The organism is Gluconobacter sp. GP1 (assembly GCF_032913585.1).
In the GTDB taxonomy this organism is placed as follows: domain Bacteria; phylum Pseudomonadota; class Alphaproteobacteria; order Acetobacterales; family Acetobacteraceae; genus Gluconobacter; species Gluconobacter cerinus.
This window is the reverse complement of record NZ_JASGXC010000001.1, coordinates 643,858-668,332: the sequence shown is the minus strand read 5'-3', so window position 1 is coordinate 668,332 and position 24,475 is coordinate 643,858. Positions and strand designations below refer to the sequence as shown.

18 protein-coding genes are annotated in these 24,475 nt (G+C 53.3%); 6 read left to right on the top strand and 12 right to left on the bottom strand.

The annotated features are described in order from the left end of the window. Nucleotide 1 precedes the first annotated feature (1 nt). The 11 genes from R5H23_RS03070 to R5H23_RS03020 form a co-directional block, all read right to left on the bottom strand. Nucleotides 2-1,066, bottom strand: a complete 1,065-nt coding sequence (locus tag R5H23_RS03070; protein WP_317214306.1) for an efflux RND transporter periplasmic adaptor subunit — start codon at nt 1,064-1,066, stop codon at nt 2-4. An 89-nt stretch (nt 1,067-1,155) separates the two neighbouring features. Then, nucleotides 1,156-2,427 carry a TolC family protein gene (locus R5H23_RS03065; protein ID WP_317214305.1) on the bottom strand — a complete coding sequence of 424 codons (1,272 nt, stop codon included), beginning with the start codon at nt 2,425-2,427 and terminating at the stop codon, nt 1,156-1,158. A gap of 12 nt (nt 2,428-2,439) precedes the next feature. Continuing rightward, nucleotides 2,440-2,706 carry a metal-sensing transcriptional repressor gene (locus R5H23_RS03060; RefSeq protein WP_064275554.1) on the bottom strand — a complete coding sequence of 89 codons (267 nt, stop codon included), beginning with the start codon at nt 2,704-2,706 and terminating at the stop codon, nt 2,440-2,442. A 347-nt stretch (nt 2,707-3,053) separates the two neighbouring features. Next, complete coding sequence (locus R5H23_RS03055) at nt 3,054-5,330, bottom strand: TonB-dependent receptor domain-containing protein (protein ID WP_317214304.1); 2,277 nt, start codon at nt 5,328-5,330, stop codon at nt 3,054-3,056. A 431-nt stretch (nt 5,331-5,761) separates the two neighbouring features. Continuing rightward, nucleotides 5,762-6,703, bottom strand: coding sequence for an aliphatic sulfonate ABC transporter substrate-binding protein (locus R5H23_RS03050; protein ID WP_317214303.1), 942 nt, complete (start codon nt 6,701-6,703; stop codon nt 5,762-5,764). Further along, the gene (locus tag R5H23_RS03045) at nt 6,700-8,013 is read right to left on the bottom strand and encodes an LLM class flavin-dependent oxidoreductase (RefSeq protein ID WP_408874329.1); all 1,314 of its coding nucleotides are present in this window, start codon (nt 8,011-8,013) and stop codon (nt 6,700-6,702) included. Before R5H23_RS03045 ends, R5H23_RS03050 begins: the two co-directional genes overlap by 4 nt. A gap of 86 nt (nt 8,014-8,099) precedes the next feature. After that, a complete protein-coding gene (locus R5H23_RS03040; RefSeq protein WP_211496313.1) occupies nt 8,100-9,593 on the bottom strand; it encodes an MFS transporter in 1,494 nt (497 codons plus the stop codon). Then, nucleotides 9,590-11,023 carry an FAD/NAD(P)-binding protein gene (locus R5H23_RS03035; protein ID WP_317214301.1) on the bottom strand — a complete coding sequence of 478 codons (1,434 nt, stop codon included), beginning with the start codon at nt 11,021-11,023 and terminating at the stop codon, nt 9,590-9,592. The genes R5H23_RS03040 and R5H23_RS03035 overlap by 4 nt, the downstream gene beginning before the upstream one ends. Then, on the bottom strand, nt 11,020-12,201 hold the full coding sequence (gene ssuD / locus R5H23_RS03030) for an FMNH2-dependent alkanesulfonate monooxygenase (protein WP_317214300.1): 1,182 nt from the start codon (nt 12,199-12,201) through the stop codon (nt 11,020-11,022). The genes R5H23_RS03035 and ssuD overlap by 4 nt, the downstream gene beginning before the upstream one ends. Beyond that, nucleotides 12,198-13,592: an NtaA/DmoA family FMN-dependent monooxygenase gene (locus R5H23_RS03025; protein ID WP_317214299.1), complete on the bottom strand. Its 1,395-nt coding sequence runs from the start codon at nt 13,590-13,592 to the stop codon at nt 12,198-12,200. Before R5H23_RS03025 ends, ssuD begins: the two co-directional genes overlap by 4 nt. Further along, complete coding sequence (locus R5H23_RS03020; RefSeq protein WP_317214298.1) at nt 13,589-14,803, bottom strand: acyl-CoA dehydrogenase family protein; 1,215 nt, start codon at nt 14,801-14,803, stop codon at nt 13,589-13,591. The genes R5H23_RS03025 and R5H23_RS03020 overlap by 4 nt, the downstream gene beginning before the upstream one ends. A 311-nt stretch (nt 14,804-15,114) precedes the next feature. Here R5H23_RS03020 and R5H23_RS03015 point away from each other — a divergent pair, with 311 nt between their 5' ends. The 6 genes from R5H23_RS03015 (at nt 15,115) to R5H23_RS02990 (ending at nt 23,658) form a co-directional block, all read left to right on the top strand. Then, nucleotides 15,115-17,373 (top strand): TonB-dependent receptor domain-containing protein, encoded by a 2,259-nt coding sequence (locus R5H23_RS03015; protein WP_317214297.1) that lies wholly within the window; start codon nt 15,115-15,117, stop codon nt 17,371-17,373. Nucleotides 17,374-17,416: 43 nt separating this feature from the next. Continuing rightward, nucleotides 17,417-19,081: an ABC transporter substrate-binding protein gene (locus R5H23_RS03010; RefSeq protein ID WP_317214296.1), complete on the top strand. Its 1,665-nt coding sequence runs from the start codon at nt 17,417-17,419 to the stop codon at nt 19,079-19,081. Beyond that, complete coding sequence (locus R5H23_RS03005; protein WP_317214295.1) at nt 19,078-20,040, top strand: ABC transporter permease; 963 nt, start codon at nt 19,078-19,080, stop codon at nt 20,038-20,040. The genes R5H23_RS03010 and R5H23_RS03005 overlap by 4 nt, the downstream gene beginning before the upstream one ends. Continuing rightward, the gene (locus R5H23_RS03000; RefSeq protein ID WP_317214294.1) at nt 20,037-20,876 is read left to right on the top strand and encodes an ABC transporter permease; all 840 of its coding nucleotides are present in this window, start codon (nt 20,037-20,039) and stop codon (nt 20,874-20,876) included. The genes R5H23_RS03005 and R5H23_RS03000 overlap by 4 nt, the downstream gene beginning before the upstream one ends. Nucleotides 20,877-20,886: 10 nt before the next feature. Then, the gene (locus R5H23_RS02995; protein WP_317214293.1) at nt 20,887-22,506 is read left to right on the top strand and encodes an ABC transporter ATP-binding protein; all 1,620 of its coding nucleotides are present in this window, start codon (nt 20,887-20,889) and stop codon (nt 22,504-22,506) included. A gap of 138 nt (nt 22,507-22,644) precedes the next feature. Further along, a complete protein-coding gene (locus R5H23_RS02990; RefSeq protein WP_317214292.1) occupies nt 22,645-23,658 on the top strand; it encodes a LacI family DNA-binding transcriptional regulator in 1,014 nt (337 codons plus the stop codon). Between the two features lie 73 nt (nt 23,659-23,731). Here the strand turns inward: R5H23_RS02990 and R5H23_RS02985 are convergent, their stop codons facing one another. After that, nucleotides 23,732-24,442, bottom strand: a complete 711-nt coding sequence (locus R5H23_RS02985; RefSeq protein ID WP_317214291.1) for a DUF3313 family protein — start codon at nt 24,440-24,442, stop codon at nt 23,732-23,734. Nucleotides 24,443-24,475: the final 33 nt, after the last annotated feature.

The window sequence follows — 24,475 nt, the reverse complement described above, 5'->3', positions numbered from 1 at the left end:
TTCAGTCGCCGCTCGAAGCTGAAAAAATGGCCGCGCTCTTGAGGGCAAAGCTGCCGCTACTTACGACTTTACTGTCGGGAGGCAGATCGCTCTGTACGACTGCTTCGTCGTCCGTTGAGAGGAGTATGTGCACGTCATGAGGCTGGAAGAGGGTGCCTCCAGAAGGGGTGTAGACCACGTCGTGGCCATTGAACTGCTGTATGGCGGTGGCCGGTACAATAATTCCTTTGGCGGCTTGGGCAGTCTCGAGTGTCGCATCAAGCATTGTGCCAGGTCTGAGATTAACGGCAGGTTTATCAAACGTACCAATAACCCGAAGCAACCCTGTGTCAGCATCTGCAACATCGTTAATAGTGCTGATCTTCGCAAAGACGGGCGGATGTTTCATATGACCTGACGGACGAACAGAAAAGCGTCCACCAATAACGAGATCCTGCGCATCCTCCGGTCGAATGCTCGCAACGATCCAGACTGATGAGAGGTCTGTTACATTTGCGACAACATCGCCGCTTGTAACATCATCAGCAACGGCAACACCAACGTTCTGAACGACGCCATCTACGGGGGAAATCAGCCGGGAGTCTTCACCATGCCCGATCGTCTCTGTTGCAGAGGTGAATTCTTCCTCAAGACGATGCTTGATGGTTTCACTATCAGCGCGCTTTGCGGCCAATGTAGCCTGTGCCTGCTGGAGCATAGCCAGACGGCGCAGGACTTCCCCGGATGAGACGGTGGTGCCGCTCAGGGAGCGCCCTCGTTGATAAGCTTTTTCAGCCTCTGAGACTGCCGCCCGGGCTGAACTTAATGCCGCATTTGTCTGCCCCTGTTCGAGATAGAGTTCATGCAGGGAATGATCAGTGTATGTCATCAGCACTTGCCCTTTCTGGACGCGTGCGCCTGGCGTGACGAGAACTTCAGTGACCTTGCCGCTTCCTGCAGGTCTGATCATCACCGAATGCGTTGAATTGGCCATGACACTGGCCATTGCAGGCAGGAGCGCGTGAAGTTCGCCGTATCTGACCGGCGAGACGGAGACGCTTTCACTTTGCTGCGCTAAGGCGCTCATATGGACAGGCTTGAGCCACGAAGGAGTTTCCGCCTGACAGGGCACGGACATGATGCCGAACATACAAAGCGGCAAAAAGCGTATGGTTTTCAAGGCAGTGTCCCTGTGGAAATACAGATACGCACGATGGCGCTATGCCAGGCAACCTCGGCCTGATTCAAGGTTAGGAGAGCACGCCACGCATCCGTTCTGGCGCGTAGTGCTTCAATAAGTGGTGTCTCACCAAGGCGCCATGAATGTTCCATGGCATCTGCACGCTTCATGGTCTGGGATGCACTTGTCTGCGATTGCAACAGCATTTCATGAGCCGCTTTCACCCGCGCCATAACTTGAACAAGTTCCGTATGAACGGCACGGCGTGCCTGAACTTCAGCACGCGTCGCTGCGGCGAGACGGTCCCGAGCAGCAGAGAGAAGGGGCGTATGTGTAACATCGCTGGGAAGAGGGACGCGCACATTCACGCCAACCTGTGTCGCCCACGGGCTGCCGTATTGCCCCTCATCAATTGCATCGATCCCTATTTCAGGATTGGGCATGAAGCTGGACCGGGCCAGATGCATGTCTTCCTCAGCGGCCACGACAGCGCGGTGAGCTGACTGTAGGCGAGGATCAAGGTTTTCCAGAGCCTGAAGATTGCCAGTCGGGATCCGGGCAAGCCAAGGCGCCTGTGCAGACAGAATATCAGGGAGACCTGGAATACCCAGAAGAGACAGTAACTCGGCGCGGGTTCGGGTTTGATTTTCTTCCGCTTCAGCGAGCTCCGAGCGAATATCCGCGAGCTGAGCATTGACTGCTTGCATCTCAACGCCGGTCGTTTCGCCTTGCGCCTTAGACTGAGATGTCAAAGACGCAATATGTTCCATCGACCGCACGAGCATATGCGCTGCTATGACGCGACGATCAGCCAAAATGGCCGCACCACTCTGTTCCAGCACGCGTACAGCAATTGCCATTCGCTCCACTTCAACGCGAGCAAGAGCGGCTTTGGCATCAGCCTGAGCCAGGTGCTCGGTTGCACTTCCCTGGCCAGGAAGCCAAAGCGGCACTGACACGCCCCCTTGCCACGTGATGTATCCCAGATTTGTCCCGGAGGCCCGATCGTCGCTGTAGCTTGCCGTCAGGATGGGCCCTCCCGCAAACCAGGATTTGGCTGCATCTGCGCGGGCATCGGCAGATTGAGCGTTAGTGGCAAGCTCCTGACGGACCGGATCGTTGTCCCAGGCAGCGCCCAGAGCCGTATGGAGTGGAATAACCGTGTCGTCTGCACTGAGGGCAAGCGTTGGAAACCAGCCAACTGAAAGCAGGCAGGCTAGGGCCATCCTGCGCGGCGCTACGAAGCAGAGATGTGCTGGAAACCGCACCTGTCTCGTTCCTTAAAAGTATTTCACAAGGAAAGAAAATTCCTGAATAGCGTCCTCGCGGCTCATCTTGCCATCGGCGACGGCATCAACGATGCATCGTTCAAGATGATCCTGCACGAGCAGGCGCTTGGCACCACGGATGGTGCTTTCGATAGCCGCAAGCTGTTGAGCAAGCTCAGAGCAGGAGCGACCTTCCTCCATCATCTCTATAACTTTGGCGATATGGCCGTGAGCCTGCTTGAGGCGAGGTTTGATGAAAGTGTGTGTTTCGTGTGCCATGTCTATTCCCTACCCTGAGGGGGAGGGGGTAGTAAAGTCCAACTTTCGCTTGTGGGCACAAAATTTATTAAGCGTGGCTCTCCATGTTCTTGCCGCCTCTATGCCTGCGGATAGCTCTCCAAAAACATGGGTAAGCCATCGTTTTAGCGACTTTCCGTCGGAAGTTAGGGGCCACGCAGCAGGGGGGGCATACACAAGGATGGCGCCAAATATGAGCAGGATCAATCATCCTAAGGTGCTCAAGATCTCGCTCTTGTGAAGGCCGCTATCGCTTTGCGTCAGATTGGTTTTTATTCTCCAATCGGCTCGGAGTGGGGCAGACGGTCTCCGTCCTGCCCCAACACGGTTTAGAAGCCGACTGAGACGCCGCCAAAGAGGCCGAAACCATCTCCCGGCTGCATGACCGACAACTGCTTACCCCCCGCAATGTATCCAGGCACTACGATGGAGGCATAATGCTTGTTGGTCAGATTGTTGAATGACAGGAATACCTGACGATGCTTTCCGGGCCATTCATAGCCAACATTGGCATTGTAGATATGATAGGACGGCGCGAAATAGGTATCGTCATAAGAGCCGGAAACCTTTGATGAAACCTGTGCATTGAACCCCGCATAGAAACCATTTTTCAGATCGAGGCGGACTTCTCCCTGATAAAAATGCGCTGGAATTCCCGGAAGTTTGTTGCGCCCGAACACAGCATCATTTTTGAAATGAAAATCCTGGTAGGTATAGGACTGTCGCAGACCTAATGTTCCACCGGACCATTTATACAGGTCTGTCTCCAATGAAGCTTCTACCCCTTGATGCACAGTTGGAGAGGCGTTTGAGTAGGTCGCATTTCCGTAAAGCTGTGACAGCGGAGTCATAACTGACAGAAGTTCGTTCCTGACGGAGGAATAGTAGTACGTCAGGCTCCATTTATTGTGTAGCCAGTCACCTGTCGTGCCGATTTCGTATGTTGTTGCCGTCTGGTTTTCGAGACTGGCCCCCGTTGCCGTCAAGCCTGCGGCAGGTCCGGTCGTGTAGTTGGCACCAGACAGAAGCTGCCAGTCATTAGGGGGCTGAAAACTGCGGCTGACGTTTCCATACACAGAGACATGCGGACTGATGACATACCGAAACCCTCCGCGCGGGGTAAAGCCCACGGCCGAGGTGCCGAGAGAGCTTTGCGTTGGATACGTCACGGCCGTAGAGCGCTGTACGAAATCCAGTGCTCCAGCGGCTGTTAGCCAGAAATTATGAAAGAGTTCGAAGTTATCTCTGATATGGAAATAGTTGTCCGTTCCGCCGTAGGTGGCATGTCGGAGCTTTGTTCCAAGAGGAATCCCGGCATACGTGCCCGTATATGTTCGTGTACGGGTGGTTTGCCAGGCATCCAGGTCACTATAGGTGTCAATCCCGAACAGTGTGTCGTTGCTATGTCCCCACAGCTTGTCTTTGCGGCTGTAGCGGATTACGCCAGCGATCGTCTTGTATCCCCAAACGCCAGCGGTCGTACCGTTTTCAATATCAATCGGAGCATCCTGATAATCAACTCCCAACTCAAGCTTGGAATGATCGTCAATCCGGATGGTGGTCATGTTTCCATACCATTTTGAGCCCGGCTGAATGCGTTTGGAATGCAGCGCAACGTAAGTTGATTGTGCCTGTTTTGGATTATCAATGATCTGATCGCGTGTCAGGAAGCCAGGATAGCCATTTTGAGTCTGCCGATACCGGAAGAAGAACCGTGTGGAAACCTTGTCATTGAAGCGGTATCCATAGTTTGCGTTCACACCAAAACTGCTTGCCGCCGTCTGCTGCTGGTATCCGCCTCGATAGGATTTGGTGATACTGACATAGTAGTCAGACTTCCCGATGACTTTCCCTGAGCTGATCTGTTGCTTGTTGTAGTTGAAGCTTCCGGCCTCTGCCCGAATCTGAAACAGGTCTGCATCGTAACCCGTCGGGGTCACGTAGTTGATGGCGCCCCCTAATTGCAGTCCTCCATAATCAAATGCATTGGCTCCACGGAGTACTTCGGTATAGCGTACCCCAAGTGCTTCAAAGAGTTCGTATGGCGTACCGGCAGGGGTCGTGACAGGCAGTCCATCGAACATCATCAGGATGCCGGAGCGAAAATAGTTCGTACCCGTTTGAATCCCTGATCCACGGATAGAGAGGCGCAGTCCATCACCGCCGCCCGAACTCTGGGCAAAAACACCAGGCTGAAATGCAAGAACGTCAGCATTCGTGAAGTTCCGACCTTTCAGAACTTCATGCGCGTCAATCACACTAACACCGCCAGGAATAGTGCTTAACGCTGCCTTCGATTGGTCCACAACAGAACGCCGCCGAGTAGAAACCTTGATTGTCTCACTGCTCGGAGCAACAAAGGGTTTGGGAGGCGCAGGACGATGGAGCGTATCAGGAGACTGCGCCCCATTTACGGTAGAGGAATTCGCCGGTTTTTTACTTAAAGCGCCTGTACGATGATGGTTCGTGTGAATTTTGTGTTCCGCAGCCTCGCTCACAAGCGGTGTCATTGCAACCGCACTTAACAGGACGGAAGACAGTCGTGCGCGAGACACACCGAGGCGAAAACCTGTGTGAAAATACACCCGATTTTTCATGCTCTTCATTTTCAAGCTCATTCTGAGGCGAAGTTTTGCCTCATGTTTATTGATGCTTTAGCTCGCTTGGGGAGCTCTGTATTTTATGTGTGAAGACTGCGATCGCACCTGTATTGACGATTTATGTGCCTCTCCATTCTCGCGTTGTTTGACGCAAGATACAGATACACAACGTCTTTACCTGTAATGCGCCCGACGCGACTTCACAACAAGGCTTAATGCCTCTCAGGCATCACAACACTTACATCGCATCCAAGTATTCCTTGTTCGAACATATATCACCAAATACGATGGTTAATAATATTATATTACTTTTCAATTTTGATTTATATAGAGGCAAATATGAGTTTGATTCACGTCTTATATGACAAATCCCTGAGTGTTGGGGCGGCAATGAAATGTGAATCTTCCTCCAAAGGCTCCTTCATCAAGAGTTTTGATCACTTCCAGACTGTTGAACCAATATCAACGTGTGACGGTAAAAGCCCTTCCTTTAGAAATCCGTCAGCAACCTGTTGTTGTTCCCGGAGAATATCTGCACTCATAGCCGCATAACCGAAATCACGTGTTTTGATTGCAGAATAAACCGTGTCGTATGGCAATCCCGTTTGTGTTGCGAGAAGCTGGGACACTTCAGGCTTATGGACCTGGGCCCAATCATCTGTTTGAGCGATCTGGTGAAGTGCCTCCCGAAGAAGGTCTGGCTGACTTTCTGCAAATCCACGACGAGCAAGGAAAAATTCTCGATTGGCGACGATATCCTGAGCGGTCGTCAGAATGCGCGGACTGTTAGAGAGCGCACTGGAAAGGTAGGGGTCCCATATTGCCCATGCATCAATCTGGCCGCTTTCAAAAGCGGAACGAGCAGAGGGAGGGGTCAGATAGGCTGGTTTGATGTCATGAAAAGACAAACCGGCTTTATGGAGAACCTGAAGAAGGAACCAGTGGACGTTGGACGCGCGATTGAGAGCAATCCGTTTGCCCTTTAGATCCGCGAGGGTTCGAATCGAACTGTCTTTAGGGACGAGAATGGCTTCAGCCAATGGAGCAGGAGGCTCGTGCCCTACATACACAAGCGCATCAGGACTTGCAGCCGATGCAAACACTGGAGGAGCATCACCGGTCTGCCCCAAATCGAGGGCTCCCGCTACGAGGGCTTGCAGGAGTTGTGGACCAGCGACAAATTCTGACCACACGACATTCGCACGGCCCGCCAATGCTTTTTCCAAGGCACCCGAGGCCTTGAGAATAACGAGAGTGCTGTAGCGCTGGTAGCCAATACGGATGACAGGCGTGGCCGCATGTGCCGAGGAGGCAAGAGTGAGTGCAAGCCCCCCTGCCAGCAGACTGCGACGGGTGAGAACGGTAAGTGGATCAGTCATGGAGCCGCCGTGTTGTATTGTGGTTCAGATGTTCCGAAGAGCTTTTCCCGCAGAGTTCCGGGCTGATATTCCGTCTTGTAACGGCCACGCTTTTGAAGCTCTGGCACGATATATGTCACGAAATCCTCGAAGCTTCCGGGGGTGATGGCATATGCGAGATTGAGGCCGTCAATACCTGTGTCTTCAATCCAGGTTTCGATCTGATCCGCGACTTTCTGAGGGCCACCAACGAACGTTACGCCCATTCCCCCGATCGCCGCATGTTCTGCGAGTTCCCTGACAGTCCAGACCCGTTTGGGGTCTACAACGGTCAAGGCATCGATGGCGGAGTGAATGGCGTCGTTGCGGATATGACGGACTGGATCATCGAGATCGAAGGTCGAAAAATCGATCCCTGTCCATCCTGACATGAGCGTCAGAGCCCCTTCATGGCTGACATATTTTCTATACTCCGCCCATTTTTCCAAAGCAGCCGCATCGTTTTCGGCAGTGACGATGGTTATGAGTGAGAAAATCTTGAGTGATTTTCGGGAACGTCCCGTGCGTTGAAGCTCTGCTTCCAGCCCGGAAACAGCATGTCGTGCCACCTCTTTGGATGGACCGGCAATAAAGACGCATTCAGCGTAGTCGCCCGCAAAAGCCCGCCCTTTACTGGACGTGCCAGCTTGATAGAGAACTGGCGTTCGTTGCGGCGAGGGTTCACAAAGATGGATTGCATCGACCTCAAAATACTTGCCTTTGTGCTGAAGACGATGAACCTTTGAGGGGTCTGTAAAAATTCCAAGTTTCCTGTCTCGAACGGCAGCACCGTCCTCCCAGCTTCTTTCCCACAGGCCCCTCAAAACCTGCATGTAGTCGCGCGCGACGTCATAGCGCTCATCATGAGACGTCTGCTGCTGCTGACCCACGCCTTTTGCCGCGCTGTTCAGATAGCCCGTTACAATGTTCCACCCCATTCGTCCGTTGGTCAGGTGATCCAATGTGCTGATACGGCGAGCAAAAGGGTAGGGATGTTCAAAGGAAAGTGTTGCTGTTAGCCCGAAACCCAGGTTCTTGGTCACAGCGGCCATGGCAGAAATCAGCATGGCCGGGTCATTAACGGGCACCTGAGATGCATTGCGCAATGCTGCTTCCGGTCCGCCCCCATAGACGTCGTAAATGCCAAGAACATCTGCGATAAAAAGACCGTCGAACAGGCCGCGTTCAAGCGTTTTTGCGAGGTTCGTCCAGTATCTGAGGGTGTTGTAATGCCATGATTGATCGTCTGGATGACGCCATAGACCGCTCGCCTGATGGGAGACGCAATTCATATCAAATGCGTTTACGGGGATAAGAGACACAGGCGCTCCTTGAAAACGATCAGGATGAAACGGCGAGGGAGTGGGCTCGGCTGTACTCAGCCCTGATTTACGAGGGCTGAGTGTTGAGGAGATGCGTCTTGCCGGGGTGTTGGTCTCAGCACGGACTTTAATGTGTCGTCGCCATCTGGGTCATAATTGAAGACATCCCAGCGGATCACCTGATGCAATGTCAGACCGATCAGAGGCGCGCTCAGAATGAACCAGAAAAGGTTCGTCCCGAAATTCGCATAGAGGCTTGGCAGAGCCCACATAGCCATGGTGGCGCCCAAGCCAGAAATGAGCCGGTTCATGCCAATACCAACGCCGCGGATTTCGGTTGGGTAGGTCAGTGTGGCGTAGATCATCTGCTGGCAGCCGGGTCCGAAACCTTGACCGAAAAGATACCCTGCAAAACCTGCGAGTACCGCTATGACGCCTGCCGTGGAATGTGGCGTGCCCACAATCGCCAGTGTTCCGATGGAGATCGCCTGCAGGATATATCCAGCGATATTGACCTTACGGGACGACACGTATCGCGCCAGACGAACCCCAATCAAACCACCCGTAAATGCGAAGACGAGGTTCAGAATGATTGATGTAATCAGAACCTGCTTACGGTCGAGGTGCAGCATTCCTGCGAGCAAACTCGGCGCCCCGAAAGCGATTGCGGCGTAGGAGTAGGCACTGACGATGGAAATGATACTGACAAGAATTCCACGCTTCAGCAGGGGCTGACGGAAGAGGGGGGCAATCCCGTGAGGTTGCGGTCGGATAGGAGGCGCTTCGATCTGAAGAACCGGGTCAATGCCATGAGACGCCCTTAAAATTTCCGCTGCTTTTTCCAGATCTCCGTTCCGAGCGATCCAGATAGGGGACTCACTCATGTACCTGTTACGGACAAGGATGATCAGAAGCGCGGGCAGTGCTCCGAAGGCCAATGACGCGCGCCACAGCCAGTCCGGATGAGTGGCTGGAACGACCGCATCAAGGGCAAAGACAAGGAAAAAGCAGAGCGAGGAAGCCGCATACCAGGTCGGGCACCATGCCGCAGCCCGGCTCGCTTTGCTTCCTTTTCCACTCAGCTTTGAAAACTCTGACAGGAATGCCATGGCCACAGGCAGATCCATTCCGACACCAAAACCCATTGCGAAACGGGCAAGGATCAGGATGGTGGCAGTGGGGGCCATACCTGCCACGAGGGCTGCAATGACGAAGCAGATCATGTCCGCCATGAAAACGGCGTATCGACCGATCCGGTCGGTCAGCCATCCCCCCGCGATACTCCCGACGATCGTGCCTGCACTCATCGCAGCTGCGACCATCCCTGTAGCGGATGTTGAAAGACCGAAGTGCTTCTGTACGTCACCAATGCCGTATGAGAGCGTTGTCAGGTCGTAGGCGTCAAGAAAGACGCCACCGAGAGCGAGGGCAACGATAATGTTTGCGTGCCCGCCCCCTTGAGGGCCTGCATTGACGATGGCGGAAACATCATCAGCATGACGGATGACAGGGCGAGGCGTGCCGGATGTGGCAGTTTGAGCAGACGTCATGAACGCACCTGTTCAGAATGTATCGAGATCTGAAGAATATCGGCCAGTCGGGCGGCGACAGATTGAGCGTTCGCTGTTACTTCCGGAAAACCCATAAGCTCGCCAAAGGTCCCACGGGAGAGTGGTCCGGCAATAAACAGGCCCGATACCGGACGTCCGCCAACAAGGGCCGCGTGGTCTTCACCGGTCCAGAGCCCGAGACCAACGGGATCTTTCTGCACAAAACCATCCTGAGACAGACGAGAGAGAAAACCGGGCGTTGTCAGAATTCCGGCATGGTCCGGGCCAGTGGTATTGATCAGAATGTCTGTCCGTATCGCGCGGGTTCGTCCCCCACGTTCCCGGAGATGCAGAATAATGCCCTCAGGTGTGGCTTCCGCGCGTTCTATCCTCGCGGCAAGAACCGTAAGTGATCCAGTTTCTGATCTTAGGTTCAGAGCGCGTTCGACCTGTGGTGCGATCCGAAAACGATGAACATCCCAGAACGGTCGAAGATGGCGGACAAGACGACGCTGTTCCGTCGTGGGAAGTGCCGTCCAGATAGCTTTGCCCTGTCGCCGCACAGCATCAAGAACGTCTTGCCACGGGCGGTCCGGGGCTAAAGTAAGTGTCTTACGAATGCGTGTGAGCAGACCTAACGCCGTCTGTTCAGGGTTGGTGGAAAAATCCCCGAAGAGACTGGTAGGCTGAGGAGAATGCCCCCGGGAGCGCAGGCCGCGTCGGGAAACCGCGGTGATAGGGCCCAAATGCCCCCGTGCGGTGAGCGTTGCTACAACATCTGCCATTGTGAGCCCGGTACCTACAATGGCAATCCGTGCCTGAGGATCTATGGTTTTGAAGGCATTCTTCACCCATGGGTCAGAAATCACGCGTGGGTCATGCGCGATATCTTTGAGGGGATACGGCAGGGCGGGAGCCGGATGAGATGTCGCAATGACGACATCCGATACTGTAAATACCGTGTCTTGAGCGGTATGGATCAGCCAGTGCTGACCATCATGCTGCACGGCTACTACGGCATCCTGAACGTGCCTGAGTGTCTCGTTGACGAGAGATGGCGTTATTCTCTCAAAGAGATAGCGGCCAAACTCTGACCTCGTCGGGTAAACGTCTCCAGACGGCAAAAAGGCCTCCGGATCACAGGTTTCGTGACTGTGCCATTTGAACCACTGCGCAAAGTCATCAGGCTTATCCGTATCAATGCTCATCCTTGACGCTGGAACATTGATGCGATGCTGTGGATCTGTGCTGCCATACGCGACGCCCGCACCCAGCCGGGTGCGAGGCTCGAAGATTACAACGCTACCGACACCCAGATCTCGGCGCTTGCGAAGAAGATGATACGCAATCATCGTCCCTGTCGCTCCGCCACCAATAATTGCCAGGGTGGCAGAAACGGGAGGGCGGCTGATCTGGACTTCCACGTTCATGAAGAGGCTTGGGCCGGGCGATAAGAGTTGGCAATCGTCTCACCAAACGGCCCCATATTGTTCTGACCGCCGGCTGCGCGTGTCGGATGAGCTGTCGGAAGCAGCGGAAGGACCAGTTCGCCGAAGCTGTAAGCTTCTTCCAGATGAGGGTATCCGGAGAGGATAAAGCTGTCGCAACCAGCGCGTCTGTACTCATCAATTCGCTCGGCAATGGTGGCTGGATCACCGACAAGAGCCGTGCCAGCCCCACCTCTGACCAGCCCGACGCCAGCCCAGAGGTTAGGGCTGACTTCCAGCTTGTCCCGTCGTCCGCCATGCAGGGCGCTCATGCGGGATTGTCCCACTGAGTCCAGCCTTGAAAATACAGACTGGGCCTGCGCGATGGTCGCATCATCAAGGCGGGAGATCAGACGGTTTGCCGCGGCCCAGGCTTCTTCAGTTGTCTCACGGGCGATGACATGAAACCTGATCCCGAAACTGACTTCGCGTCCTTCACGCGCAGCGGCCTCGCGAACACGGGAAATTTTTTCCTTAACAAGTTCCGGTGGCTCTCCCCACGTCAGATACTTGTCGATCCGCTTGGCCGCGACCTGAATTCCCGCCTCAGAAGATCCGCCGAAATACAGAGGCGGCCCACCAGCCTGATGAGAAGGATAAAGGATCTGGCCGTCCGCAATATGAAAGTGCTTGCCCTCGTGATTGACGGTGTCGCCCTTCAGAAGACGAGAGTAGATCGATAGGAATTCGTCAGTAATTTCGTACCGGGTGGCATGGTCGAAAAAGAGACCGTCTCCTTCATTTTCCTTGGGATCTCCGCCCGTTACAACATTAATCAGAAGACGGCCGCCAGATAGACGATCCAGTGTCGCCGTCATGCGTGCTGCAAAGGTTGGAGATTGCAAGCCGGGGCGCACGGCTACCAGAAATTTCAGCCGTTCAGTGGACGTAATAAGGGAGGACGCGACGATCCAGGAGTCTTCGCAACTCCGCCCTGTGGGGAGGAGGACGCCATAATATCCCAAACTGTCCGCAGCCCGTGCGACCTGTTGGAGGTATGGCAGATCAACGCTGCGGCCACCTTCCTGCGTTCCCAGATATCGGCTGTCTCCATGAGTTGGAAGGAACCAAAGAACGTTGATTTTCTCGGGGACACCCCCGATGGCGGCATTTGTGCTCATGAAAAACTCGCTGTCTGGGCGTGAACGGGTAGGGAGGCTTGATGGGCGGGATGGCTTGTTGGAAGGCGGTCAAAACCGAACAGGCGATGACGGAATGTCTCTGGAGGGGTATTGCGCTCTGGCAGGCGGCCACGCTTGCGAAGCTCAGGAGCGATCAGTTCTCCAAAATCTCTGGCCGTCTCAAACGTGTGGTATTGGCGGAGGTTAATCCCGTCGATGCCATCTTCGTCGAGCCAGTCTTCAACAGCATCCGCAATCTGGGACGGTGTGCCAGAGACGAAAAAGCGGCCCTGTTCAAAACTGGCAATCTGGTCCAGCGCGCTACCAACTGTTTGATCGGTGCCAAATCGGCGTCCCATGTTTCCAAACGGACGCCCCGACTGTTCAAGCGCCTCACCAATAGTCAGAGAGCGATCAAAATTCCGCAGATCAATCTCGGCTTGCGCATGGACATGCGCAGCTTCGACGCTATAGCGCGCCCGGTAACGGCTTAGCTTTTCGTGAGCTTCGACTTCCGTATTCCCAGCGATAAGGCCGGCCATGACATAAAACTTCAGGTCGTTGGGGTCTCGACCGTTTAGAGCCGCCTGTTCGCGTGTCTGGGCGATGTTATGGCGAATTTCCTCGCGCGTACGGCCCCCAATGAAAACGGCCTCCGCATGACGGGCTGCAAATTCCAGGCCACGCTTGGACCCGGTTGCCTGAAAAAGGACCGGCGTGCGCTGACGCGTGGGCTGCACAAGATGCGGCCCCTCAACTTGATGATGCCGACCCTTGTGGTTGATGTAGTGAACACGATCAGGGTGTGTGAAAACGTCCTTCTCACGATCAATGACCAGTGCGTCTTCGTCCCAGCTCTGCTCCCAGAGCTTGTAGAGAACCTCAAGATATTCCTCAGCTCGCTCGTAGCGCTCATCGTGCTCGATTTCGTCCGCAAGACCGAAGTTTCTGGCAGCGTTTGGCAGGTAGGAGGTCACAATGTTCCAGCCAACACGTCCTTCGGTCAAAAGATCCAGCGTGCTCATACGTCGGGCAAAGGCAAACGGTGGCTCATAAGTCGTTGAAAACGTTGCGGCGAACCCCAGCCGAGTAGTGACAGCGGCCATAGCCGGAATCAGCGAAAGTGGATCGAGGTTCGGGATTTGCACGCCAAGCCGAAGGGCGGGGTCAAGTCCGTTAAAACGGTCATAAACCCCGATAACATCGGCAAGAAAAATTGCGTCGAAACCTGCGTCTTCCGCGAGGCGCGCCTGTTCCAGCCAGAATGCCATTTCTCCGAAACGGTGGCGATTGTTGTCAGGCGCCGTCCACATTCCGTGAACAATGTGACTCACGCAGGCCATCTCAAAGAGATTGACTTTTAACTGCTTAGGGGGCGGTGCCTTACTCATGCCGGCTCCTTGGAGAGACTTTTCTTCAGGCCTTCACGGTACGGCGTCCAAAGAGGGGTATCGTTCAAAGCCAGATCCCCGAGTTCCCGACGGCGCTGGGCCGCAGGGTTGTGTGAGGACAGAACGCGAGCATTGCGCCAATGGCGATCCAGATTTCTGGTCTGACTGGTGGCCGATGCGCCGCCAACTTCAAAAAGCAGATTTGCAGCTTCAAGCGTTTGATCAATAACGATTTGCTGCGCTTTAAAGGCAGCTTCTTCTGCTTCGTTAAACGTCACGCTCTCGGTGTCGCCCCGCAGCCAGGCCGGTTCTGCCTCAGTCAACGCATCCGAAACACGATCGACCAAAGCAGACGTCGAGAACGCAAGGGCCGACAAACGCCCAACAACACCCTGAACAACGGAATCTTCTCGTTGAACAACTTTGCCGGGGACCCCGAAAGTTCGTGTTCTAGGCCGTACAAACTCAACCGCATCGCGCAATACGGCAGCTGAAATTCCTGCCAGTGCTGCAAGATGAAATTGCTGATAGTAGGCGGCGAGATAAGAATGAGCCGGAATATTTCCGGGCTGAGAGCGATCCAGAACTTGTGTGGGGCCAATTAAGACGTTGTCAAAAACAGTTGTTCCGCTGCCCGTGAGGCGCTGGCCAAAGCCATCCCAATCATCAATACGTGTGACACCGGGGGCTTCTGAAGGGACCAGGACGTGTGCCCGTTGCTCTCCCTCTGCGGCCCAGACAATGATCCAGTCAGCATAGAGCGTGCCGGTGGAATAGTATTTCGTCCCATTCAGGCGAAACTCATTCCCGTCAGAACTTAACTGTGTAGACACGCCTGTTTCGTCCGAGCGTTCCGCCATGGCAGCGCCAAAAAGTGCGCCTTCACGAACACGGTCAAACCATTCGGCAGATTTGTGAGCGTGGCGGAGCCTACCTTCAATAAATGCAAAATGAGCGCGAAATATTTGCGGGAGGTTTGAATCTGCTGTCGCCAGATCTCGCAGCAGACTGAAACTCTGCTTGAGAGATGCTCCATACCCGCCAAATCTATTGGGCAGACGTACGCGACCCAAGCCTGCAGTCTTCAAGTCCTGAACGACATTTCGGACAAGCGCAGGGTCGCGTTCGAATTCCTGCGATGCACGCGTTATCGTTTCAATGATCGGCTGCAAGCGTTCTCTGGCAGAGACGAAATTGTCGGAAGAGGACATACAACGACACCTAACGGATATAAGGCAAAATCAACTAGAATTCGTAGTTCATGATGCGCACCAAACCGTCAGGAGCGTAATTTTTAATTCGTCATCTCTCACATTAATTATTTCAATGTGAACCCCTGGAATGGCTCTTTTCCTAGGGTTAATAAGGGAAAAATGCACCTGTAAAATACAACATTAAAAATACGTTGTTATTAACGTTTATCCATTTGGATATGTGAATAAAGGAATCGCTCGGGGAAAATTCCTCCTACGGCGGCTGATTTTATGTTCCGAGATGTCACCCAAATGTTGAGAAACGAGTCATGAAAGCCTTTTACGAGCAGCGCACACGCATCCTCCTCCTTGGCATGACCGTTCTTTCAACGTGCACCCTAATGCCGGCTGCTTTTGCTCAGGATATTGAACGCAACAAAAATCCGAGCCCGCGCGCCCCTCATGCCCGCCCTGGTGTCAGGTCCACGAACACTCATGTTGCATCTTCACACCCTAAAAACAGCGTTGTGCCTCCGTCAAAGAGCGAGGATATCAGTGTCACCGGGTCAAATGGTGTCCGTACCGCTGAAAAGCGCCTGAGAAAGGTGCCGGGAAACTTTACTGTTATCAGCAGCAAGGAGGTCGAGAAGGGGCGATCAGCCACACTCGAGGACACTCTGGCATTCCAGCCCGGCATTTTTGCGCAGGCGACCAGTGGAAGTACCGGAAACAAGATTTCCATAAGAGGGTCGGGCGCAGGCGTCTTCTACGGAGGTTACAGCCTGGGAATGAAGTACCTCGTTGACGGATTGACTGTCAGCGGTGTGGGAGGATTTCAGGAAGATCGCCTCAATAATACCGGCTATCAGCGTACTGAAGTTCTTTATGGCGCCAACGCATTTGACTACGCTGCCACTGCTCTCGGTGGTGGCATCAATTTCGTAACGCATACAGGCGTATCTGCCCCTGGGTTTATGGCACGCTTTGAAGCTGGCAGCTACGGCACCCTGAAAGAACAAGTCAGTCAGGGTGGAACATTCAGCAACAAGAAAGGTGATTACTACGTCACCGTTGCGCGAACCAATCGCCAGGGATTTCAGAGCTATACGGCAATGCATCGCACAGATGTCGTCGCAAATCTTGGCTACCGTTTCACCGACAAATTATCTGCTCGCCTTATTTTCAAGTGGGATGAAGGGTTCGGCCACTACGGTGGTTTGCTCACGCTTGCCCAGCTTCGCAAAAGCCCGAGCATCAACCCAAATGACTGGGGAGGGCGCCCGACCAGAAGCACAATGCTGGGATTTAAAACCAATTATATTTTCGATGATGATTCCAGGCTGGAATACGGCATTACCTGGAATGATTATCCGCTCTTTAATGGGACGAATACGCAGCAGTTTAATCTGTGGCGCTCCACGGATATCAACAATTCTATCAAATATAACCGGAGCGATCGCCTTCTCGGACGGAGGATCGAAAGCAACTTCATTCTGAGTGACGTGCATATGGTCTCTGGAGATTCCAGATATTACACATCGTCCGTCCGCTCTACACAGTCTAATAGTGAAGACTGGACCCTTCATCAGCGTGTCAAATATGGCGGATCACATGATCTGGTTTTTGCAGCTGGGAATAATTTCAACATTTTCAACCGGCTTTGGCTGACCAGCGGTTTTTCAGTCATCTGGATTGACCGCAATATTCGCGTTGTTGACCGTCTAATACCCAACTCAGCTCTTCAGAGCCGTGAACACTATAATAATGTTTTCATTACGCCACGCGTAGGCTTGCGTTACGAAATTAATCCTGACGTTGACGTTTTCGCCAATTTCAGCCGTTTGATCGACCCGCCTGTGACGTGGAACTACCATGATGTCAAAGGGGGCAGCCCCTACAATGACACAGGAACTGTAGGGCCACTAAAAGCCCAGCGGGCTAATTCAGCTGAGATCGGCATCAGAGGCCATGTCGGCATATTCGATGGAAACCTGACTCTTTATCGGAGCTGGGTCAAAGATGAACTGCTGTCCGTTGTAGTCACGCGCGCAACCAGTACAACAGCAGAGATCACCACAACATCTAACGCCAGTCCGACTATTCATCAGGGCATTGAAGCGGGCCTGTCAACGAAGCTCTTTAATCTGCATCAATATGGTGCTTTGTCATTCCGGCAGGCTCTCACGGTTAATGACTTCTATTACAGACATGACCCACTTCTCGGACAGAATAAACTCCCGTCTATCCCAACATGGCAATATCAGGCTGCACTTCAGTATAATAATCCGTTGGGGTTCTATGCGAACTTCGATTTCAGATCGTCTTCAAGCTATTATGTTGATTATGCCAACACATTAAAGGCGCCCAGATACGGGATCTTTGGTCTGAAGCTGGGTTACGAGGCGAAAAGCAAAATCTGGAGCACTTTTCTTGATTTCCGTAATCTCGGAAACAAGCATTACGCCACAGCCGCTTATACCGCCTACAACCTGAACCATACGGATTCCGCAATGTTTTACCCGGGTGACGGGTTCAGTGTGTTTGGCGGCGTGACCGTCCACCTCAGTGACCTGGGGAAGCACCTCTGATGATGCGCCGGTCCTTTCCTGACGCGACGCATTGGTCAGACACATGAGCAAACGTCATAACCGCCCACGGGCTTTGATACTCGCTCCGATCGTGGTGTCTTTAGCTGTCCTGTTGTATCGGCATGATACAGACAGTAGACCGCGACATATGAGCCGGCAGCAGAGTTCAGTGCCTCAAAAAGGTGGGACGCTTGTCTTTGCGACGGAACGCGAGCCTTTGTGCCTTGATCCCCATGTCTATGGGGACATGCCGCAGGTTTATATTGCCGAACAGTATCTGGACCGGCTCGTTTCAATGGACGAACAGGGCGCTATTCATCCGTGGCTGGCAACATCATGGGAGATTACGGACGACGGACTTACATACATCTTTCACCTCCGTCATGACGTGACCTTCACTGATGGGACCAGGTTCGATGCGGCGGCCGTAAAGCGTAATCTGGACCATATGGTGGACCCCACGACCCAATCGGGGACTGCGGGGGGATACATCCGCCAATACACCCGAACCGATATTCTCGATCCTTATACGGCAGCGGTACACCTGTCTTCGCCATACTCAGCGTTCCTGAACGTTCTGGCGCAGGGTTTTCTTGGAATTGAATCCCCCACAGCGTTGGCACGGCCTCGGGACGTGAACTGCCAAAATCCTGTGGGGTCTGGTCCCTTCATTATCAGCCACTGGGATCATCAGAGCGAGGTCGTTCTCAGGAGAAATCCAGCCTATGCATGGGCTCCTCCTACCGCACTCCATCAGGGACCAGCGTGGCTTGAGGGTATCGTCTGGCGTTTCGTTTCCGAACCGTCAGTCCGTTTTGCCATGCTTCAGGCAGGTGAGGTTGGTGTGATTGATAGCGTACCCCCTGAGGGCGAAACGCCGGCAAAGGCTAACCCGGACGTATCATTACTGATGGCAGATCGACCGGGAAATCCCACTAACGGGACCTTGAACACGCTTCGTCCGCCATTTAACGATATTCGTGTCCGTGAAGCGTTTATTCGGTCCGCAGATATTGATGGGGCGTTAGCCAGTATATTTTTCCATCATTATGCGCGGGCTGGTGGGCCGCTAAGTCCTTCCACACCAGATTATAGTCCGGATTTCGAGCATACCAAGAACTACGATCCGAGACGCGCCAATACACTTCTGGATGACGCGGGCTGGAAAAAGCGCGATCCCGATGGATACCGGATCCGGGACGGCAAGAGACTGATCGTACATATCCCGATCTCCACGGTTCTTGCACCTGCAGATCGCACTCTTTGGGAGCAGGTACAGGCCACAGCACGCCAGACAGGCTTTGATGTCCGCCTAGAGCCCTTAAGTGAGACTGCGAATATCGCGCGGAGTGACGCCTGGGATTATGACGTGCGGATTGGGTATTGGAATACAAATACCCCGGATGTCCTTCGCATCGTCTTCGGATCTGCTTTTACCAACCATTTCCGGCACGGCATCCATCAAAATGCTTCAGGCTATAGCAACCCGCTTTTCGACGGTGTCGTGGAACAGGCATTGGCCACGCAGGACCAGCAGCAACGAAAAGCGTTCTACCAACATGCGCAAGAGATCGTCGCCAAGGCACAGCTTCAGATCACGACGTATTCGCAGACCACGCGTCTAGGGGTGTTCAGCAATGTCCACGGTGTACGCATCGAGCCATCATTACGTGTCATCAATTTTCATGATGCCTGGATGACGCCATGATGAAACACTTGGCTTCCCAGCGCCTCATCGGTCGGATTGGTTTGAGTCTCGGCATGCTGTTCGCATCTGCCACGCTGACATTTCTCGCGGTACGTATGATGCCGGGTGACCCGGCAACGATCATTCTCGGCGGAGCGCTGGCCAACCCCACACCGGGTGCGGTCGCAGCGATTACAAAGGAGTACGGCCTCGATCGCCCCCTCATCGTGCAATATGGTTTCTATATATGGCGTCTTCTGCATGGAGATTTGGGCGTCTCCTTCAGCCAGCATCTGCGTGTTGCGGAAGTTTTACGCCAGCAGATGCTACCCACGCTGGCACTGGCATCCATTTCGCTGCTCCTCGCATGGACGCTCGCACTGCTGTCAGTGTTCTGCACAGTGCGGCGCGGAAGAGTACTCTCGACCATTGGAGCCTCTTTCGACATCTCCGCTGCGGCGCTTCCACCATTCTGGCTTGGAATTGTGCTGCTCTGGGTATTCGCGTTCAGATTACACCTGCTACCACCTGCTGGAAGCTCGTCGTTCGCCTCACTCATCATGCCAGCACTTTCTCTTGCCATTCCCTTGGGGGGATTTCTGGCACAGGTCACGCGTGAGTCTTTGGAAATTGCCCTCGATCAGCCGTTCATTCTCAGCGCAAGAATGCGAGGGCTCAGTCTGGGGCAGGTTTTGCGTCGTCATGCCCTGCGTCACGCGCTTCTTCCGGGTATCGCGCTCTCAGCGTGGGCTCTGGGCGCTCTTCTTGGTGAGACTGCGGTCATTGAAGCCATATTTTCACGTAAGGGGCTTGGACGCACATTGGTCTATGCCGTTTCCGCGCAGGATATGCCTCTAACAACGGGCATCGTTTTGTTTGTCACGGTCGCATACATATTTGCCAGCCTGGGTATCGAGCTCATCCATGAACTGGTTGATCCGCGGCTCGCTACATCTCGTGGGCGGAGAGTCTCGCCATGACCATAACCGAAAAGAGGCTCATGGCATGGAAGCAGATTCCCATTACGGTCCTTCCTGCATCTGGCTTTCTGGTGTTCCTTTTGGTGTCAGCCATCATTCCCAATGCGATCAGCGCAACTGATCCCTATGCCATCGCACCACGGCACGCTTTCTTATCCCCAGACTGGAGCCACCCTTTCGGAACAGACCAGTCTGGCCGGGATATTTTGACACGTGTCATCCACGGTACACGCCAATCTCTGCTTGTGGGGGCAGGGGCTGTCGCAATCAGTTTTTCCGGTGGGATTATCCTAGGATTGGCAGGCGGGCTTGGCCCTAGATGGCTCCAGAAAAGTATTGGCGCCATCATAGATGTGCTGTTTTCGTTTCCTGCCTTGATACTGGCGCTTCTCTTCTCTGCAAGTCTTGGGACAGGAGCAGGGCCGCTAGCCTTGGCCATCGGGATCGCTGCGACGCCCGGCTATGGCAAGATGGTTTTCAGTCAGGTTTTATCGGTCCGATACTCCGGATACGTTGAGGCCGCTCGCGCCCTAGGTCACACGCCGTTCTCCATCGTTCAGCGGCATATTCTCCCCAATGCACTTCGCCCGCTCATTGTGACCGCCACCATGGGCGTAGGCCAGACAATTGTCTGGGCGTCAGGATTATCTTTTCTGGGGCTCGGAGCACCGCCACCCACTCCGGAATGGGGAACCATGATGTCCATGGGTCGCGACTTCATCGCTGATGCCTGGTGGCTCACTCTCTTTCCCGGCCTTTTCATCGTGCTGACTGTGCTGTCCACAACAATTGTCGGGCGCTTTTTACAAAGTCGCCTCGAAGGCAGACCCTCATGAGGTACTCACTATGACCGGGCAGGACCTGACGGTTGAAAAGCTTTCCATATCATTTGGTGGAAAGCAGGTCGTACACGACCTCTCTTTTCAGATAACGCCTGGCAAAATTCTAGCCATGGTGGGTGAATCCGGATCGGGCAAAAGCGTAACCGCGCGCAGTCTCGTCGGATTAGCGGGCGACCGGGCTCAGGTTACAGCAGGGAGCCTTCGCCTTGGTGATGATGATCTCCTTAGACTGGATGAGGCCAGCTGGGGCGTGATTCGTGGGCGGAAGATAGGGTTTGTCCTTCAGGATGCACTGACATCACTCGATCCGTTACGAACAGTCGGGCAGGAAATAGAAGAATCCCTGACGGCAGATGGTAAGTGGCGCGGCTTGCGTCATCGTGCAGCGCGTCGAAAGCAGGTGGTGGAGCTTTTGAAAAGCACATCCGTGCCAGAACCTGAAATGCGTGCACGGCAACGGGCCGATGAACTCTCTGGAGGACTTCGGCAAAGAGCGCTCATCGCCTCTGCAATAGCTCTGAACCCAGGGATAGTAATTGCTGATGAGCCAACGACTGCGCTGGATGCCAGTGCGGTCTCCCGTGTCCTCGGCCTGTTTCGTGACCTGAAAAATGCAGGTCACGGAATATTGTTGATCAGCCATGACATCGAAGCGGTGTCTCAGGTCGCTGACTCGATCATCGTCGTCAAGAACGGGGAAATGATAGAGCAGGGCAAGACTGAGCAAATTTTGCGCCATCCTTCGCAGGATTATACGCGCTTGCTACTAAGTTCGGTTCCGAAGCAAAACCGCAAGTCCCTAGACCCTTCAACTCTGCAAGCGAAAGACGACACCCCGTTACTCGTCGTGAATGATCTCGTCAAAAGTTATCCTAATACGACTGGAGCATCGAGGCTCGCAGTAGATCATGTCAGTTTTACCCTTCAAAGAGGCAAAACACTCGGCATTTTGGGTGAATCTGGCTCAGGGAAGACGACAACAGCACGGATCATCGCCGGGTTTCTGGAACCTGATGGGGGTAATGTATGGTTTGACGGGAGATTATGGAGCGGAGTTCAAGCGAAGACCAATCGAAGCGTTGAAGAACATGAGCGCCGACCGTTTCGACATGAAATGGGTATCGTTTATCAGGATCCACTCAGTTCCTTCGATCCGCGCTGGACTGTTCAGCGTATTCTTGCTGATGCTCTAAAAGCCAGTGCCATCCCACGCGCCGAGCATAATGATCGCATTGTGGCTCTTTTGACATTAGTGCGGTTAACACCAGATATATCCCGCCGGTTTCCTCTTCAGCTCTCAGGCGGGCAGCGCCAGCGCATCGCAATTGCACGTGCCATCGCGGGAAATCCCAAGTTGATCGTCTGTGATGAACCTGTTTCAGCGCTTGACGTCTCAGTGCAGACACAGGTGCTGGAACTGCTCACAGAGCTACAAGAACGCCTCAATATCTCTTATTTGTTCATTTCTCATGATTTGGGCGTCATTCGTCAGATCAGTGACGACGTCCTTGTAATGCAGAATGGTCGCGTAGTTGAAGCCGGACCGACACAACAGGTCTTTGAAGCGCCACAGCATAACTTCACGCGGCTTTTACTCAATTCAAAACTGCCTGATTATGTATAGTAAAAAGGCGATCTCTGCTTTTTTTTGGAGGGCCCTTAAGGTGATTCTAGCAATAATAATTTCAATCTAAACGGGATTATTATAAGAGCTCATGCAAGGTATGAACCCCCGCGGTAGACGCAGGCATGAGGCAAGGCATTGAACGGGCGCGTTAAGCTTTCTGATATTTCAAAGAAAACCGGCCTGAACGTTTCCACAATCAGTCGCGCGCTCTCAAATCCGGAGCGCGTGAGTGAGGAGACACGGCACCTTGTTCAAGAGGTAGCCGCGCAACTGGGGTACGTCGGCAATGCCGCAGCTCGCAATCTAATCCTTGGAAAAACGGACACCATCATGGTGCTGATCCCGACCTTTCCAGGACAACCGATTTCGCCAGTTTTTACCGAAGTTCTTCGAGGGATTTGCGAAGAGGCGGAAGCTCATGGATTGAGCGTAATGCTGCAACAAAATCTAAGTCAGGCGATCTCGTCTGACGATGCCACAAAATTTTTAAGAGCTGGAACGGTGGACGGGGTATTACTTCTCGCAGCAGAGAAATGGACATCGCCTCATGCTTTCAGACCGAAAGAACACGTCCTTCCTGTTATCAGTGTATTGAACGATTTGACATCCTATGGCCTTGTTAGCGTCGTAGCCGAGGAAAAGCAGGCATTCTCGGAAATCGTGGATCATTTGGCTGCGCGCGGTCATCGTCATTTTGCTTTCGTCTCTGGACCACGCGAGACCACCCATGAGCAAATACGATTTCAAGCGACTACCAGTCACCTGAAGACGTTAGGCCTTCTAGCGGACCTCGTCAGACTGGAAGGGGGGCCATTCGATCTACAATCTGGGAAAAGCGCTGCACAAGCATTTCTAAAACTCAAGACACGGCCAACGGCTGTCATCTGCTGCAGTGATTCATTGGCTTTCGGCTTCCTGCATGAGGTCCAAAATGCCGGGCTGAAGGTGCCTGCAGACGTAGCAATTGCAGGCTACGACGGTCTTGATTATACGGCCTTCACAACGCCTTCGCTCACAACATCCTCACAGCCATCTTCTGAGATGGGATGCGTTGCTGTTCGAATGTTAGGTGACATTTGGAACAAAAAAATACTGACTCCTACCCTTGCAGCGTTAGCGCCATCTCTTCTGGTGAGGCAGTCTACCTGAAAAGGTATCCGTATTAAGCCGTAGCATTGTGTAAAGTTGGCATCATCAAGATTGGTCCTGATGATGCCACAGGTTATTTACTTTTTTTTGTAGGAATAACCGTTACCCCACTCTTTTTGAACTCTTCAACTAACAGAGCCGAGGCAAGGTGAAATGCACGTTTTGCGTGGGCATATGGTAGCCATTGCCCCATCATATTCCATGGCATGCCGTTATTATAGGTAGCGATAGCAACAAGTGTTTCGTTGTTAGAACCATCTACCGCAATGAGTTCTTCGCTAGCACCGCCTGGGAACGGCGGAGGAATGGGAGGCATGCCACCTCCGGCAGCACCTGCGGCAAATCCTGCAACGACAGGAATAGCGTTGTAGTACCATTTACTACGACGAATATTTGTAATTGCAGCGCGAATATGTATTGCGTCTGTGCAAGGTGCGCATGTCGATGCATCGACGACGTTATAGATCGTTCCGACCTGATTTCTAATTTCTGTGGTGAACGCATCAGTCATACGTGCGGCCACTTCGGGCTTGAGGTGAGGCGCGTTGGCAACCGGGTGCCATGCAACAGGATCAATCACCGCAATTTTGTATTTAGAGGCCTCCAAGCCCGGCTTTACGTAGATATGGTCATCCACATGCCCTTTTTGTGGTGTCATTTCAGTGTAGGTCTCTTCCGGTAGAAAACCTGAATGCGTCACTTTCTGTCCAGCGCAACCCGTTATGTCCAGAAACAGGAGTATGGAGGTTCCTAATTGCACAGTATTTTTCACTACTCTTAACACGGATATTTTCCTTCTATTAAGTTTGGTTTTGCG